Source organism: Enterococcus sp. DIV1067f, assembly GCF_050543505.1.
GTDB lineage: Bacteria > Bacillota > Bacilli > Lactobacillales > Enterococcaceae > Enterococcus_D > Enterococcus_D entomosocium.
Window position 1 is genome coordinate 883,215 of the sequence record NZ_CP172940.1, and the last position, 16,093, is coordinate 899,307.

General features: G+C 40.9%; 11 protein-coding genes. 7 read left to right on the top strand and 4 right to left on the bottom strand.

The window, feature by feature from the left end:
- The first annotated feature begins 205 nt into the window (after positions 1-205).
- The gene (locus tag IGJ42_RS04120) at positions 206-1,870 is read left to right on the top strand and encodes a peptide ABC transporter substrate-binding protein (protein ID WP_005237349.1); all 1,665 of its coding nucleotides are present in this window, start codon (positions 206-208) and stop codon (positions 1,868-1,870) included.
- A gap of 193 nt (positions 1,871-2,063) precedes the next feature.
- Here the strand turns inward: IGJ42_RS04120 and IGJ42_RS04125 are convergent, their stop codons facing one another.
- Positions 2,064-2,645 (bottom strand): polymer-forming cytoskeletal protein, encoded by a 582-nt coding sequence (locus IGJ42_RS04125; RefSeq protein ID WP_005237347.1) that lies wholly within the window; start codon positions 2,643-2,645, stop codon positions 2,064-2,066.
- 245 nt (positions 2,646-2,890) lie between these two features.
- The gene (locus IGJ42_RS04130; protein WP_008377267.1) at positions 2,891-3,700 is read right to left on the bottom strand and encodes a MurR/RpiR family transcriptional regulator; all 810 of its coding nucleotides are present in this window, start codon (positions 3,698-3,700) and stop codon (positions 2,891-2,893) included.
- A gap of 107 nt (positions 3,701-3,807) precedes the next feature.
- On the opposite strand from IGJ42_RS04130, the gene IGJ42_RS04135 reads away from it, so the two are divergent.
- The 5 genes from IGJ42_RS04135 (at position 3,808) to IGJ42_RS04155 (ending at position 9,967) form a co-directional block, all read left to right on the top strand.
- Positions 3,808-5,679 (top strand): beta-glucoside-specific PTS transporter subunit IIABC, encoded by a 1,872-nt coding sequence (locus IGJ42_RS04135; protein ID WP_086332107.1) that lies wholly within the window; start codon positions 3,808-3,810, stop codon positions 5,677-5,679.
- Entirely contained in the window at positions 5,676-7,118 is a 1,443-nt protein-coding gene (locus tag IGJ42_RS04140) for a glycoside hydrolase family 1 protein (RefSeq protein ID WP_016620634.1), read from the top strand. Before IGJ42_RS04135 ends, IGJ42_RS04140 begins: the two co-directional genes overlap by 4 nt.
- A gap of 1 nt (position 7,119) precedes the next feature.
- A complete protein-coding gene (locus IGJ42_RS04145; protein ID WP_086332108.1) occupies positions 7,120-8,580 on the top strand; it encodes a glycoside hydrolase family 1 protein in 1,461 nt (486 codons plus the stop codon).
- Between the two features lie 247 nt (positions 8,581-8,827).
- Positions 8,828-9,028 (top strand): cold-shock protein, encoded by a 201-nt coding sequence (locus IGJ42_RS04150; protein ID WP_005225331.1) that lies wholly within the window; start codon positions 8,828-8,830, stop codon positions 9,026-9,028.
- Between the two features lie 585 nt (positions 9,029-9,613).
- A complete protein-coding gene (locus IGJ42_RS04155) occupies positions 9,614-9,967 on the top strand; it encodes a nuclear transport factor 2 family protein (protein ID WP_061053848.1) in 354 nt (117 codons plus the stop codon).
- Between the two features lie 449 nt (positions 9,968-10,416).
- Here IGJ42_RS04155 and IGJ42_RS04160 read toward each other — a convergent pair whose 3' ends face one another.
- Entirely contained in the window at positions 10,417-11,817 is a 1,401-nt protein-coding gene (locus IGJ42_RS04160; RefSeq protein WP_016620636.1) for a metallophosphoesterase, read from the bottom strand.
- A gap of 392 nt (positions 11,818-12,209) precedes the next feature.
- On the opposite strand from IGJ42_RS04160, the gene IGJ42_RS04165 reads away from it, so the two are divergent.
- A complete protein-coding gene (locus IGJ42_RS04165; protein ID WP_223347066.1) occupies positions 12,210-13,592 on the top strand; it encodes a CHAP domain-containing protein in 1,383 nt (460 codons plus the stop codon).
- 163 nt (positions 13,593-13,755) lie between these two features.
- Here the strand turns inward: IGJ42_RS04165 and IGJ42_RS04170 are convergent, their stop codons facing one another.
- Positions 13,756-15,894 carry a HelD family protein gene (locus IGJ42_RS04170; RefSeq protein WP_422705365.1) on the bottom strand — a complete coding sequence of 713 codons (2,139 nt, stop codon included), beginning with the start codon at positions 15,892-15,894 and terminating at the stop codon, positions 13,756-13,758.
- Between the last annotated feature and the right edge of the window lie 199 nt (positions 15,895-16,093).

A 16,093-nucleotide genomic window follows, 5' to 3' on the forward strand; every position in this document is an offset into this window, starting at 1 on the left:
AAAAACGCAAAGCGCGATCTCTTTCGCTTTGTGTTTTTTGTTTTTGTGTCATAAATAATAACATGCAGTGTTAACATAAAAAATAAATAATAATAAAATGAGAAAAATAGCTTGCTTTTATAATTAATATTTATTAAAATCTTATTTACATTCAGAGTTTTGTAATAATTCTGAAAATTTTGGATTTTCATAAGGGGTAGGTAAGATGAAGAAAAAATGGGGATATGGTGTCATCGCTGTTTGTGGAATCGTATTAGCAGGTTGCTCAACAGGAGGGACATCAAGTACAGGTGAAAGTTCAAGTGGTAGTGGGACAGCAGCTGCCGAACAAATTTTTAATGTTGTGGTTCAACAAGAAATGCCTAGTGCTGATCTATCCTTAGCCACCGATACGATCAGTTTCAGTGCTTTAAATAATGTGTATGAAGGGTTGTACCGCTTAGATGCTGATAGTAAGCCCGAACCAGCAGGTGCCGCCGAATTAGCGGAAGTCAGTGAAGATGGTCTGACCTATAAATTGAAATTACGTGAAGATGCCAAATGGTCAAATGGAGAACCAGTAACAGCAGCGGATTATGTCTTTGGCTGGCAACGCACCGTAAGTGCGGAAACAGGTTCTGAATATGCGTACTTATTTGCGCCCGTAACCAATGCCGAAGCGATAACAGCAGGTGAAAAAGATGCCTCAGAATTGGGGATCAAAGCAGTCAGCGACTATGAATTAGAAATCACGCTGACGACACCTACGCCATACTTCCAATACTTATTGGCATTTCCATCCTTCTTCCCACAAAGCCAAGCAGTCGTAGAAGACAACGGCGATCAATATGCTTCAACAAGCGACAATGCCGTTTACAATGGACCGTTTGTGTTAGCTGGCTTTGATGGTCCAGGAACCGATACAGAATGGTCATATGAAAAGAACGACCAATATTGGGATAAAGATACGGTGAAACTTGATACGATCAATGTCAGTGTCGTAAAAGAATCATCGACCTCTTTGAATCTATTCCAGGATGGGCAAGCGGACGACGTCATCTTAACAGGAGAATTGGCGCAGCAAATGGCCAATGATGAAGCGTTTGTGTCAGAACCATTAGCCCGTACTTCCTATATCGAGTTGAATCAGCGAGAAGAAGATTCGCCATTTCGCAATGAGGATCTGCGTAAAGCAATCTCTTATGCCATCGATCGTGATGCATTAGTGACATCGATTTTAGGTGATGGTTCATTGGCTTCCACAGGATTGATACCAAAAGGAATGACCTTTAACCCAACTGATAATACTGATTTTGTCGATGAAGCGGAAAGTGTCATTGAATACGATCAAGAAAAAGCCAAAGAACATTGGGAAAAAGCCAAAGAGGCTTTGGGAATCGATTCTTTAAGTTTTGAAATTTTGGCCTCTGACACAGACTCAACCAAAAAAGCCATTGAATATATTCAAAGTGCGATTCAAGATACGCTTGATGGGGTGAAAGTTAGCCTAAGTCCAGTACCTTTCTCCGTTCGCCTTGATCGTTCAAACTCAGGTGATTTTGATGTCGTTATGGGTGGCTGGGGTGCTGACTATGCGGATGCCAGCAGTTTTACAGATCTATTTGTAACCGATAATTCATACAACCGAGGTCGTTGGACAAGCGATGAGTACGATGCAGCAGTGAAATCATCTGCCACGACAAATGCTGGCAATCCAGATGCCCGCTGGCAAGATTTGTTGGATGCAGAGAAAATCATCATGGATCAACAAGGGGTTATCCCTGTGTACCAAAACGTTGAAGCTCATTTACGTGCACCAAAAGTAAAAGGGGTCGTTTCTCACGGTGCCGGTGCGCAATACGATTACAAGTGGGCAGTTATTGAAGAATAAGCGCCTAAAGAAGAAGCTGGTTTTGCGTAAGCAAGCCAGTTTTTTTCTTGTGCTTTGTTCTTACTTACACAATGTTAGTAATGAGAGCGGATGCAATTGTTTATAAAAAAACAAAAAAAAGTTGACAAGGATCAATGATCAACTTGTCAACCTCGTTTTTTCTTCATCTATTTCACAGAAATCCAGTGAAAGATTATTCGCTAACTGTTACGTCGCCTGTTACAGAAGCGCCATCTTCGTCAAGTGTTGCTGAATCTTGGAATTCTTTTGAAGTGAATGTTACGTTACCTTCAACTTTTGCACCGTTCAATACAAAGCCGTTTGCATTCACTTCAACGTCACCTTTGATTACACCGTGAACGATGTTGAAGTTTTCTGAGTTAACGATCAATTTAGGAACAGTTACTGTGTACTCAGCTGTTACGTTGCGGTCTTCATCTTGTGAGTACAATGCAAATTTACGGTAGATATCAGCTGAGTCATCGCCTTTATCATGGAATTCGCCATCAACGGTTACATCGTTATCAAATGTCATGTCAGCAGTTACAGCAACGATCCAGTTACCATCTGCACCCAATGCTTTTTCAATGACTGAAGTTTGGTCACTGATAGAAGCAGTTGAAACAACATCATCTGATGATTCAGTTGATGCAGCAGTTGAAGCTGCTGTTGATGATGAGCTTGCAGCTGTGTCGTTATCTGAACTACATGCAGCTAAAAGAGTGCCTCCCATAAGCAATGATGCAGCGATTAAAGTGATTTTAGTTTTTTTCATGTTTCCTTCTCCTTTGTATTCCCATAGTTTTCTTAAAAACAAAATGATTATACCATACCGAAGTGAAGTTTGTGAAACAAAAAACATAAATGAGGAGAAATTTAATAAATATCAGCCTAGGATTAAAAAAATTTCAAAGAAACTAGGAATAAATGCGTGACGCTTACGAATGAATGAGACATCTCATTCACAAAGAACCCTCCATTATGGAGGAAATGCACTTCTTCTATAATGGAGGGTCATTACTACATTCGCTTTCGATCAGTCAACTGCTTGAACTTCGATACGATCAAATCCATGATGAACTGATACATAAAGGCATGGGTTTGGAAATGGGTTTGATGAGGGAAGATGATGGCTTCTTGGACAAAGGGAAGTTCCGAGATCTGTGGGTTGGCGGTGATCACAATGACTTTGGCTTTGGTTCGATCAAAGAAATCTTTTCGAGGCGTTCCATTTCGAATTTGTTGCTTGGTCAGGTAGTCACCGGAATTGGTAAAAATAATAAAAAGCGATTCTTCATCGGCAGATTTGATGATTTCTTCTTGTACGAGATCGTCTTGGAAGGTCCGAATGAACTTGCCGTTGTAAGCTAGTTTGATCTGGAAATCAATAGCAGCCGATTCTGAGAATAATATTCCAAAAGCAAAGACATTTTTATGCGAAACAATTGCTTGTGCGACCCGTTCGATGGCTGGCAGATCAAGATGATGCCGCAGATAATCGATGTCTTGTATCACTGCGTCAAAATAGGAGTCTACGCCTTCTTGCTCCAAAGCAGACAAAATATTCGAGCGATAATTTAGCGGATTGTTGAAGCGGTTCTCGATGAAAGCTGCGTTGTCTTTTAAATCACCATAGTCATCAAAGCCTAAGGTACGGGCGAATTTTGAAACGGTTGACTTTGACACATGGCAAAGAGCGGCGAATTCACCAATACTTAGAGTTTGGATCTGATCGTAATAGTTGATCATGGTCAAACCGATATAGTAGTTGGTGGAATCAGTGGGTGCATTATTTAAAAGATTCAATAAACGAATGATTAAGAGGCCCATTTTCTTTCCTTTCTTGTAAGCAGTTTCCAAATTGCGAACTTTCGCAGGTGAGAGAAAAAAATCTGCTATAGTAACGCCATAAAGCGCTTTATAAATCAAACACGGGAGTGAGTCATTTGGCAAAAGATTATTCAAAACTTGCTAGTGAAATTATAGCACAGGTCGGTGGGGAACAAAATATCGTTAGCCTGTATCATTGCATCACTAGATTGCGTTTTAAGTTGAAAGATGTCGAGTTGGCACGAAAAAATAAGAACAAAATCCAGCAGCTTGATGGGGTATTGTCAGTCATTGAAGGAAATGGCCAGTTTCAAGTCGTGATCGGGAATCATGTGGCAGATGTTTTTCAAACGATCATGAGCAAGTATTCGATCCAAAACGCTTTGGAAAGTGATGGAGATGCCGAAGAATCAACAGAAAAACAAGGCAATGTATTTATCCGATTCTTCAATGTATTGTCTGCGATCTTTAATCCAATCATTGTTGCGCTTGCAGGGGCAGGGATGTTGAAAGCTTTACTAGTTGTTTTTACGACCTATCATTTGATGGACGCAGAAGGAAGCACCTATAAAATATTAGCTGCTGCTGGCAATAGTGTCTTTTATTTCTTGCCTTTATTTTTAGCGATCAGTGCAGCGCGGATTTTCAAAGTCAATATGTTTATTGCTTTAGCAATCGTTGGGGCGTTGCTGGAGCCGAATTTTACAGCAATGGTGACGGAAAACGGTGTGACGGTTGATTTCTTTGGCATCCCAGCTGTGCTGATGGGGTATTCGGGTACCGTGATTCCAGCGATCGTTTCGATCTATATCTACTCGCACTTGGAACGCCTACTCAAACGGATCATTCCTAAGAGTATCGAGATTTTTGCTCTATCGCTAGTGGCTCTTTTGATCATGGTGCCTCTGACCGTTTTGATCATTGGACCGGTCGGTGTAATGCTTGGGGACGGTTTAGGCAATGCCATGAACTTTATCAGCGATAAGAGTGGGCTGTTGGCTGGCTTGTTGATCGGTGGCGGTTGGACATTCTTAGTAATGATCGGGATCCATTGGGGAGTTGTACCGATCATGGTCAATAACCTAGCGGTATATGGCTATGATACGCTGCGCCCGATGATCGCAGCAGCAACATTTGCGAGTGCTGGGGTTGCTTTAGGTGTATTTTTACGCTCTCGCAGAAAAGAAACCAAAGGCCTGGCGCTATCTTCCTTGCTTCCAGCATTGCTTGGAGGAATTACAGAGCCCATCGTCTATGGACTTTCGGTAAAATTTAAAAAGCCGTTGATTGCTCAAACCATCGTTGGTGCCATTGCTGGTGCGTTTATGGGCATGATGCAAACCAAGGCCATCGTCTATGTTTTTCCAGCATTGACGACATTGCCAGCTTTCTTTGGGGACACCTTTGTGTACTATTTGATCGGCATTGCCTTTGCGTTCTTCGGTACTGCTATTTTGACCTATGTATTAGGATTTGAAGAAACGCTAGAACCTGTTTTAAAAGATGGTGCAGGGCTGCAAGTGATGACACCAGTTGCTGGTGAAGCGATCACGCTTGATGATGTCAAAGATGAAGTATTTTCTTCTCGAGCAATGGGAGATGGATTAGCCGTTTATCCATCAGCCGGCGATATTTATGCGCCACTTACTGGTACGGTTGTGACAGTGTTTCCAACTGGACATGCTTTTGGGATCCAATCAGCTGCTGGGACGGAAGTGTTGGTTCATATCGGCTTAGACACGGTTGATTTAGCAAAAGGCGTGTTTGAGATTTCGGTGAGACAAGGGGATCAAGTCGTGAAGGGGCAAAAAATTGGCACCTTTGACTTAGCAAAAATTATTGAAAAAGGATATGATCCGACAACCATGTTGGTCTTTACCAGTGTGATCAAAGAAGATGCATTGACAGTTGTGGATCAAGCGAAAAAAGACGTTACCGCATTGGTAGCAAATGATTTATTAAAAGGAGCGATTTCATGAGTGTATTTCCAAAAAATTTCCTATGGGGCGGCGCAATCGCCGCAAATCAAGCCGAAGGAGCTTATTTGGAAGGAGGAAAAGGATTAAGCGTAGCAGATATTTTACCAGTTGGTGAAAAACGTATTGAGCAAGTTTCACTGCAGCTTGAAGAGGAAAACTTTTATCCGAGCCATGAAGCCATCGACTTTTATCATCGGTACCCAGAAGACATTGAACTGTTTGCGGAAATGGGCTTGAAGTGTTTGCGTACCTCAATTGCTTGGAGTCGCATTTTTCCGAATGGGGATGAGACGGAACCGAATGAAGCAGGTTTACAATTTTATGATGATTTATTTGATGCCTTGAATGAAAAAGGGATCCAACCAGTTGTTACGTTAGCTCACTTTGAGACACCACTGCATTTGGTAACGAAATATGGTGGTTGGCAAAATCGTGCACTGATCGATTTTTTTGATCGGTATACAAAAGTGGTTTTTGCACGCTATAAAGGGAAAGTGAAATATTGGATGACTTTTAATGAAATCAACCATACCCATACGATCCCTTTACTCGCAGCAGGTATCGATGTGTTTTCTTTCGAGACTGAAGAAGAAAAATTACAGGCACTTTATCAAGCGAGTCATAATATGTTTGTTGCAAGTGCCAAAGCAGTTCTGAATGGGAAGGCAGTAGATGAAAACAATCAGATGGGCTGTATGCTGTCACTGAGTCCGATTTATCCTGCAACGTGCAACCCGCAAGATGTTTTTGAATCGTATCAACTGCGCCGTCGTTCTTTGTTTTATAGTGATGTGCAATTGCGAGGAGCGTATCCTGAATACTTCGACCGCATCGTGAAGGATAATCATCTGTTGCTGGACATTACAGAAGAAGATCTAGCGATCATTAAAGCGGGGACCTGCGATTATTTAGGCTTTAGTTTTTACCGCAGCTCATTGCATGAAGCGGGCATGAAAATTTTAGGCAATACTGGCGGATTATTGGGGAAAAAGAATCCTTACCTAAAAGAAACTGCTTGGGGATGGCCGATCGATCCGTTGGCATTACGTTATGTTTGCAGCGAATTGACTGATCGTTATCAAAAACCATTATTTATCGTTGAAAACGGAATTGGTTTAAAGGATGTTGTCAATGAAGATGGATCGATCGTCGATGAAGAACGGATGGCTTATTTGAAAGACCATGTAAAGGCAATGGCGGAATCGATCAAAGATGGCGCAACGATTCTAGGCTATACATGGTGGGGACCGATCGATATCGTTTCTGCGGGGACAGGAGAGATGGAAAAACGATACGGCTTTATCTATGTCGATAAGCAAAATGATGGTAGCGGAGATCTTTCCCGCAAGAAAAAAGCTAGTTTTGCGTATTATCAGCAAGTGATCGCCACGAATGGGGAAGCGTTGGCGTACGAATCATTTTTGAAAGGCGGCAAGTAAAATGAAAAGTTATTTTCCAAAAGATTTCCTCTGGGGGGGAGCAACAGCTGCCAACCAAGTTGAAGGAGGCTCTGGGATCGATGGAAAAGGCTTGTCGGTTTCTGATGTCTATCTGTTCGATTCCTCAATGCCGAAAGAACGTTGGACTGACCAATGGCATATGATGACTCATCAGCAAGTTGCAGAAGCACAGGATCCTAACAGCACGAAATACTATCCGAAAAGACAGGGCATCGATTTTTATCATCAGTTTAAAGAAGATATTCGCTTATTTGCTGAGATGGGCTTCAAAGCCTATCGGATGTCAATTGCTTGGACACGGATCTTTCCAAAGGGGAATGAGGTAGAGCCAAACGAAGCTGGATTGGCATTTTACGACGCAGTCTTTGATGAATGTTTGAAGTATGGGATTGAACCAGTGGTATCACTATCCCATTATGAGATGCCTTTGTATTTAGTGACTGAGTATGGAGGATGGCCGAATCGGCAAGTGATCGACTTTTATGTCCGTTTTGCCAAGACGGTGATTGAGCGATACCAAAAGAAAGTCAAATACTGGGTGACTTTTAATGAAATCAACTGTGTCAAACACCATCCATATGTTAGTGTTGGGATCATTGAAGAAGGCCATCCTAATATTGAACAAGAAAAATACCAAGGGGCGCACCATCAATTTGTCGCCAGCGCAATCGTGACTGACTATTGCCATCGATTGATTCCCGATGCCAAGGTCGGCTGTATGATCAGCTATCAATTATTAACGCCGTACAGCTGTGATCCAGATGATGTCCAAAAAACAGTCGAAAGTCAACGAACCTCACTCTTTTTCAGTGATGTGCAGGCAAGAGGCTATTATCCAGCATATGCCAACCGCATGTTTGAAGAAAAAGGAGTGGAATTGGTGATCGAACCAGGAGACTTAGAAGTCATCCGGGAAAACCCTGTGGATTTTGTTTCCTTTAGTTACTATATGTCCAGTGCAGTCAGCGCGCATCCAGAACGATTGGAAAGTGCTGTCGGGAATTTGATTACTGGTGGGATAAAAAACCCCTATTTGCCAAGCAGTAAATGGGGCTGGCAGATCGATCCCAAAGGGTTGCGAACAGCATTGAATCAACTCTATGACCGCTACCAAAAACCTTTGTTTATTGCCGAAAACGGTTTGGGAGCAGAGGATGTCGTAAACGAAGATGGCACCATCGATGATTTTTATCGAATCGACTATCTGCGTCAGCATATTGAACAAATCAATGAAGCGTTACATGATGGCGTCGAGGTCTTTGGCTATACGGCATGGGGCTGCATCGATATCATCAGTGCTTCGACCTCACAAATGTCGAAACGCTATGGTTTTATCTACGTCGACCAAGACGATGAAGGCAATGGCACAAAGAAACGCATCAAGAAAGCATCTTTTGATTGGTACAAAAAAGTAATTGCTTCAAACGGCGCAACTCTTTGATTTTTGATTCTTCCAGATAAAGCAATTCCTAGGCTTAATCATAAGATTTCATAACAATTTCGCTTATTATCAAGAAAAAAGCCCAAATTTATTTGCTATTTTATTTTAACCGTGCTATGATGAATAGGTAAAGTTCTGATATGTTAATACTTGTTTATCTTTTCTATTGATACACACTTCAATTACACATCATTTTCTATTACAAACAAATAAACACAGTCGATGTGTAATATGGAGGTATACGTTTATGAATAACGGTACAGTAAAATGGTTTAATGCAGATAAAGGTTTTGGATTTATTACAGGTGAAGACGGCAATGATGTATTTGCTCACTTCTCAGCTATCCAAGGCGACGGCTTCAAAACTTTAGAAGAAGGTCAAGCAGTGACTTTCGACGTTGAAGAAGGCCAACGCGGCTTACAAGCAACAAACATCGTTAAAGGTTAATTGACGTTAACAAGCGAGAATCCATTGGGTTCTCGCTTTTTTTTTGTTTTATTTTATATAAGTATTGAAATGGATAGGGTTTTGATGATCTGCTACAAGAGAATAGTTGCAGATTTGAGAGCCTAACATGGTAAATAGTACATCTTTGCTTTCGATAGTCAACTAACCCTAAGCGTTGTGTTTTACTTATCCATGATTTCTCATTCGATGATAAGCGTATAAAAAGAGGAAAAGAGAAAGAGGGCACTATACCGTATTCAATAAATAAATGCTTTTCACAGTAAATGAAAAAGTGATTGAACAGGTTTAGTAGCATCGCTACCAATAAAATCACTGATCGCAAGTGATTCAAATGGCATGTCTCATTTGAATAGAATAAAGAAACAGGTACAGTGGAAAATGCCACGATTCAATGTATGGTCCCCCGTACTTATACAAGAGCAATCGATGTGAAAGATCGATAATTCTTATTCGTTTCATCGATATTGTCTTGAATGAATTGTAAAAGTAGAATATATTGATACAAATTAGCTGCTTTTTTATTGCGATTGGAACAAAGATGATTACATTTCGAGGGGGATTTATATGAAGCCAAAAGAAATACTTTGCCAATGGGTTGATGCGTTTAATCAAGCAGATGTAGAATGTATTTCAGAATTATATGATGACAATGCAATAAACCATCAGGTTGCCAATGAGCCAGTTATTGGGAAAGAAGCGATAAAGCAGATGTTTGAGCAAGATTTTTCTAACGCAAAAATGGTTTGTATCGTTGAGAACATTTTCGAAGATGGACAATGGGCAATTTTAGAGTGGTGTGACCCATTAGGTTTGAGAGGCTGCGGTTTTTTTCAAATAGTAAATGATAAAATTTTATTTCAAAGAGGCTACTGGGATAAATTATCTTTTTTAAAACAGCACGACTTGCCTATTGAATAAAAGGAATTCCCGTATAGGAATGGTTAGCAGATATGCATGACAGGAAGGTTGATCGCTTCACGTAAAATTCTTAAAGGGCAACACTGTATGAAAACAAAGCTTTTTGTTTAAGTAATGTTTAAGAATAAGTACGTTTTCTTCCATTTGCACTCTGTCTCGTGGTATAGTTATTAATAAGCGACAAATATTTTTGTACCACACGTTACTTGTTTTGAAGAAATTTATTCAAACCTGGCGTAACTTCAGAGTTACAAGGATACAATAGAGGTTAGGGATTGTATCGTTTAAATGAGAAATAAATAATAGTAGTAATAGTATGCTGCACTTTCAAAGAATAAATATTGACTCGTCAGATAGCCTTCTCGTTTACCCAAACGAGAGGGCTATCGTTCATTAGAAAAGAAAAAGTGTCTTTTTCCTAAAAGAAAGGAAGAAGACACTTTTTGGCTTTATTCTGCTGTGAGGGGGATCGTCAGCTTGCGATCATCGGTTTGATCGTCGAGCATTGAATCGACATATTGCTTCAAAAAGTAAGAATAGGTCGCTAACCACTGATACTCCTCGGAGTCTTTGATGGCAGCTATTTCCTCGACTGAGTAAGTATCATTGCCAGTAAAAAGGGCCGTGTTCAGCTTCGTGACAAACGTGCAAAGTTGTGTGATCTGGGCTTCTGACAGTTCAGACACGGCGGACAATTGGTCGCGGACCAGTTGGTCGGTGTCATTTTCAAAAATACTTTTCTGGTAGTTTTGATAGTCCAGTAACTGTTCATCAGTTTGCTTCGTTTCAGCCGCCCAAGCATCTAGATCAATTTGACGAGCTTCATAGTCGATTTCCTTGTCAGAAAGAGAAAGGACGCCGTAGCCTAATTCTGCTGTTGAATAAGACCCAGTGACTGCTTCATAAAGCGAATCATTCCCTTCGTTAATGTCTTGAATGTGGATATGACCAGAGAAAACGGCTGGCACGTTGAAACGGTCCAACAAAGCGACAGTCTCAGAGGCATTATCGAGAACATAACCGTCTTGTAACAATTTATTATGACCAAACAAGTTATGGTGTAAAAAGATCAGTGGTACTTGCTCTGCTTCTTTTGTCAGGGTTAATTGCTCCTCCAACCAGGTTAGAGTAGCTGGTTTCAACTCACCATTCGTTGTAGGATCATCCCAATTAACCTCAGAATCGTAGATACATGAATCTAGTAAAAAGAGGCGATACTTGTCATTTAACTGAATGCTGTAGCTAAGGGAAGACTTGTCGATACTGTTGGCTTTTTCGTAACCTTCAGCAAAAATCGTTTGAAAATCCTCAGGACTGATTTGATCGGCATAGTATTCCTTTTCACCTTGAAATGCTCGCGCCCAACCATTGTAAATCTCGTGGTTGCCAGGTAATGCTAAAACCATAATGCCAGCTTCTTGCAATGGTTCAAGCAATCTTGCCAACTCTTGAGCACTTGCTTTCTCGCCATTGAGCGTCATATCACCGGTCAAAATAATTCCCGTGGGTTTCTCTTTTAAGGCTTGAGCGGTGAAGGCCTCGATTGATTGTTCTTGATACATCATCTCTTTGCCAGCAGCTCCTTGCGTGAAGGTCTGAAAGGCTTCGCCATTATCATGAAGCGTGGAGGAAAGAAAATGAATATCACTTAAGAGCCAAAACTCACTGTTGCTTGCCTGTTGCAAAGGTGTATCGGCTTCATGCATCTTACGAAATTGAAAGAATAACAGGAAACAGGTGACAAAAAGTGTAAGAAGTGCCAATGGCCAAAACCATTTTTTGTGTGTACGAATCGCGATTCCCTCCTCGCTTGTTTTATTTATTATAGGAAGGAAAAGGAATCTTGTCACATAAAGGGTCTTTTTTTGAAAGATTTCTTGTTTTCATAGTTTTTCTTGTTAAGATAATTCCGAAAAAACTATAAGTGCTCTTATTTAGGTGCTTTTATGTGATAAAAATAACTAAAATAGAAAGAACATCATTTTTTGAAAATGAAAAGAAAACGCGGTGTTTTATTCAGAAACATTGATTTAACGGTCTTTAATTGTTCTGTTATTTATCGCTGAGATAAAGGAAGTGTTAGATTGAAACATTTTTGTAACATTTCCTTTATCTGTGTGTCATATCATTATGGTAGAATTCATTTGTCGTTAAATCGAACATTAAACTTTCTTAGACAAAATTAAGTTTTTATAAAGGCAGTTCATCTGTCAAATCAACCAGCTAGTCGGAGGAAAAACGAGTGAAGAATAGTTTGTTATCAGCATTAATGGTGTGTTCACTAACATTAACCGCAGTTGCAGCACCTGCATTAGCATTTGCAGATTCCATTGATGATCAAATCGAGCAGCAAGACCAAAAAATCAATTCTCTTAAAGGTCAGCAAGCTGACGCCCAATCACAGATCGATTCTCTAGAAGCAGAAATTGAAACAGTGAGTGCAAAAGTTGCTTCATTAGAAGCAAAACAAGTTGAGTTAGGTCAAGAAGCTGAGAAATTGCAAGACAAAATCGCAACATTGAAATTGCGTATTGCCAAACGTGAAGAAGCAATTCAAAAGCAAGCCCGTGATGTACAAGTTAACGGTCAAAGCACCAATTTCATTGATGCTGTTTTAGAAGCAGATTCTTTAACGGATGTTATCGGTCGCGTACAAGCGATGACAACGATCGTCAATGCAAACAATGATTTAGTTGAACAACAAAAACAAGACAAACAAGATGTTGAAGACAAAGTCAAAGAAAACGAAAGCAAGATCCAAGAAGTTGCTGCAAACCAAGCAGAACTTAGCCAACAAAAAGATGCCATTGCAGCAAAACAAGCTGATTTAAATGTCTTGAAAGCAAACTTAGCAGCAGAACAAGCAACTGCTGAAAAAGACAAAGATGCATTGAACAAGAAAAAACAAGAAGCGGAAGCTGAAAAAGCCCGTATCTTGAAAGAACAACAAGAAGCTGCTGCTGCTCAAAAAGCAGAAGAAGAAAGACAAGCTGCTGCTTTGAAAGAAGCACAAGAAGAAGCTGCTGCCCAATCAACAGAGAGCACGACAGAAAATACAGTTGCTTCTACTGAAACAGCAACAAGTAGTTCTTCAAGCAACACAAGCTCAAGTTCAAGCAATACTAGCAGTTCTAACAGCTCAAGTTCATCGAACACAAGCTCTTCGAACAATGGTTCAAGCAATTCAAGTTCAAGTAACTCAGGTTCAAACTCTTCATCAAACAATGATTCTACCGGAAGTACTTCTACAGGCGGCGGAAAAGATCATTCAAGCTCAGGGAACATGTATGCTTGGGGTCAATGTACTTGGTACGTGAAAAACCGCGCTCCTTGGGTAGGTACTTACTGGGGTAACGGGGCCCAATGGGGTGCGTCAGCTGCAGCTGATGGGTACACTGTCAATGGTACACCAGCAGCCGGTGCTGTTGTAGTCTTTGCCGCTGGTCAATCAGTTGGTGGCGTTTGGACTGCTGATCCAACTTATGGTCACGTAGCCTATGTTGAATCATACAACCCATCAAACAATACGATCACAATCTCTCAAGGCGGAATGGGCTTTGACAGTCCTGGTGGACCAAACACTGCAACATTGAGCGCATCTGGATATACTTACATCCATCGCTAATCAAATCAAAAGCAAAGCATCAACGCAATCGCGTTGATGCTTTTTTATTTGATCGATCGCTTTCTAAATCGGTCAGACAAGAGAATTACCCAGAGAGACAAGACAGGGTTCTCTCAAATCTTATCAAGATTCTATAGAAAATAGGAGGTTTCTCGTTCTACTATCAAATAGTGAGAAACGGTGAAAAGGTCGTTTTTGAAGTTACCATCAGTTCTTCCATTGCACGAGAAATCGCCGTATAGAGAATCCGCTGATCTTGATCGGTATGATAATTTTCTGCTGAAACATCATATAAAAGAACCTGCTTAAATTCCAATCCTTTGGCAAGATGAATCGGTAAAACCGTTCCATGAAATGACACGGCCTGTTTATCGAAGAATTGTTTAAGCTCTTCACTGGATCGACTATCTTTTGTAATGATCGTTACTGGCTGCTTAAGTTCCTTTACTATGTCTACCAAGGCAACGTCAGTCAGATTGGCATAAAACTGTGGCAACTTTCCTGCTGGTCGAACGGCAGAGATTTTTAAATTGGTTTCTTTTGGTAGCATTTGAGCAAATAACCGTGTGATTACACCGCTAGACCGATAACTCGTAGTCAGCTGATACGTTTCGAGGGATTTCGCCTGTTGTTGAAATATCGTTTGGATTTCTGATACGGTGATGGCACTTGTAAAAATCGCCTGTTGCTGATCCCCCACGAGGGTGAAAGCGGTCATAGGAAAAAGACATAATAGAAACTGCAGTTGTGCTGGCGTATAATCTTGGACTTCGTCGATAAAGAGATAGCGCAAAGCAGGGACAGGTTGTTTTTCGGCCACCAAATGACGTATCAGCAATAGACAAACAGTATAATCCAAACTATCTGTTGTTTGCGTCAAAGTGATCTGTCCATGAGTAAAATAGTCGGCACTGTCTGCTAACAATTGTTTCGTATCAAACCACGTAAGGTCGTTGATTTGTTTCGTAACTTTTGCATATTTTTTCTTTAGGAGGCGAAGGGCTGCTTTCTGAATCGTTTTTTCTGAATCATCTTTTAAAACTGTCCCTAAAAGGGATCGTTGTTCATCTTCAGTCAAAGAACGAACTTGGTCGTGAACATTCGCTGCTAAGGCATTTTTTTGCAATCGTTCCTCCCAAGCGTAAGCCAATTTCTTTTTGACAGCTTGGATGCGATCGCGCAAGGGTGCCTGTTTCGGTGTTTCTTGGAAGAAAGTGTCGATCGTTTCTTCAGAAAAAAGGACGACGTTTTTTCTTTTGATTGGTTTAAACTGAAGCACAAGTTCTTCTGGCAGCTGTTTGCTCAAGGATTGAAGAAAGCGGCTGAAGTCAGCACTGCGTAAAAGTTCGATTGCTTCACTGGGTGCTTGCTGGATGCGGTCAAAATAAGCCTCTTCCGGTTCTAAGTCAACGCTAGGAAATACTTGGCAAAACTGCCGCATGGTCAACGTCAATGGATTTTTTTCACCGAGGGAAGGCAGCACTTGCGAAATATAATCAATAAACCGCGAATTCGGGGAGAGGATCAAGACATTCTCTGCGGTCATCTCTTCACGAAAATGGTACAGCAAAAAGGCGATCCGCTGCATGACAGCAGAAGTTTTTCCGCTTCCAGCAACACCGTTGACCAGTAGGTTTTTATGCGCTAAGTCACGGATGATGACGTTTTGTTCGTGTTGGATCGAAGCAGTGATATCCTGCATTTTTTGGCTATTATTGGCTTCAAGGGCTGCCAGTAACACGTCATCTTGAATCGCCACTGAGGTATCAAAGGCTTGCTTCAATTGATCTTTTTCGATAATAAATTGACGGCGTTGTTCAAGAACGGCAGAAATCGTCTGATTGTTCACTTGATAAGAGACCGGACCCAAGCGTTTGGCATAGAACAATTCGGCAATTGGGGAGCGCCAATCATAGATCAGCCCTTCCTTATTTTCATTAACAAAACCATTGATCCCAATGTAAAAATCTTCTATCGTTTCCTCATCTTCAAATTGTAGGGAGATTTTACCAAAGTAGGGACTATCCAGAAGACGGTCGATGGCAGCTAATTCACGTTCAGCAGATTGAAGAGCGGCGTTCATTTGGTCGATCTCACGATTCTTACTTTCGATGGCAGCAAAAGTATCTAAACGGTCAGCAAAATTATCAAAGTTTAAGCGAATCTCTTCGCCGATGCTTTGCATCGCAAGGCGATCTTTTTTTCTGCCTTCAGTCAAGAAACTGTTCAGCACTGTCTTTCGTGTCAGCAATTGCTGGTACGTGTCTGCGAGATGCTTCTTTTCAGCCTTTAGGTTGTTCATTCAGACTCACATCCATTCTCCAAAGTAACTCAATTATACGGGCATCCACCAAAAATACTAGTCTATTTTTTTGACTCTGGATGCGGTATAATAATAGTGGGAAGAGGCAGCTGATTGTTCCAATGTCATGGGAGCAAGCAGAATGCGTCTATTTTTTTGTTTTAAAAATGAGAAAAAGGGTCATTGCTTGTGTTTTTGA

Coding starts and splice junctions, on each gene's coding strand:
- IGJ42_RS04120 (WP_005237349.1), top strand. CDS start 206: ATGAAGAAAAAATGGGGATATGGTGTCATCGCTGTTTGTGGAATCGTA.
- IGJ42_RS04125 (WP_005237347.1), bottom strand. CDS start 2,645: ATGAAAAAAACTAAAATCACTTTAATCGCTGCATCATTGCTTATGGGA.
- IGJ42_RS04130 (WP_008377267.1), bottom strand. CDS start 3,700: ATGGGCCTCTTAATCATTCGTTTATTGAATCTTTTAAATAATGCACCC.
- IGJ42_RS04140 (WP_016620634.1), top strand. CDS start 5,676: ATGAGTGTATTTCCAAAAAATTTCCTATGGGGCGGCGCAATCGCCGCA.
- IGJ42_RS04145 (WP_086332108.1), top strand. CDS start 7,120: ATGAAAAGTTATTTTCCAAAAGATTTCCTCTGGGGGGGAGCAACAGCT.
- IGJ42_RS04150 (WP_005225331.1), top strand. CDS start 8,828: ATGAATAACGGTACAGTAAAATGGTTTAATGCAGATAAAGGTTTTGGA.
- IGJ42_RS04155 (WP_061053848.1), top strand. CDS start 9,614: ATGAAGCCAAAAGAAATACTTTGCCAATGGGTTGATGCGTTTAATCAA.
- IGJ42_RS04170 (WP_422705365.1), bottom strand. CDS start 15,894: ATGAACAACCTAAAGGCTGAAAAGAAGCATCTCGCAGACACGTACCAG.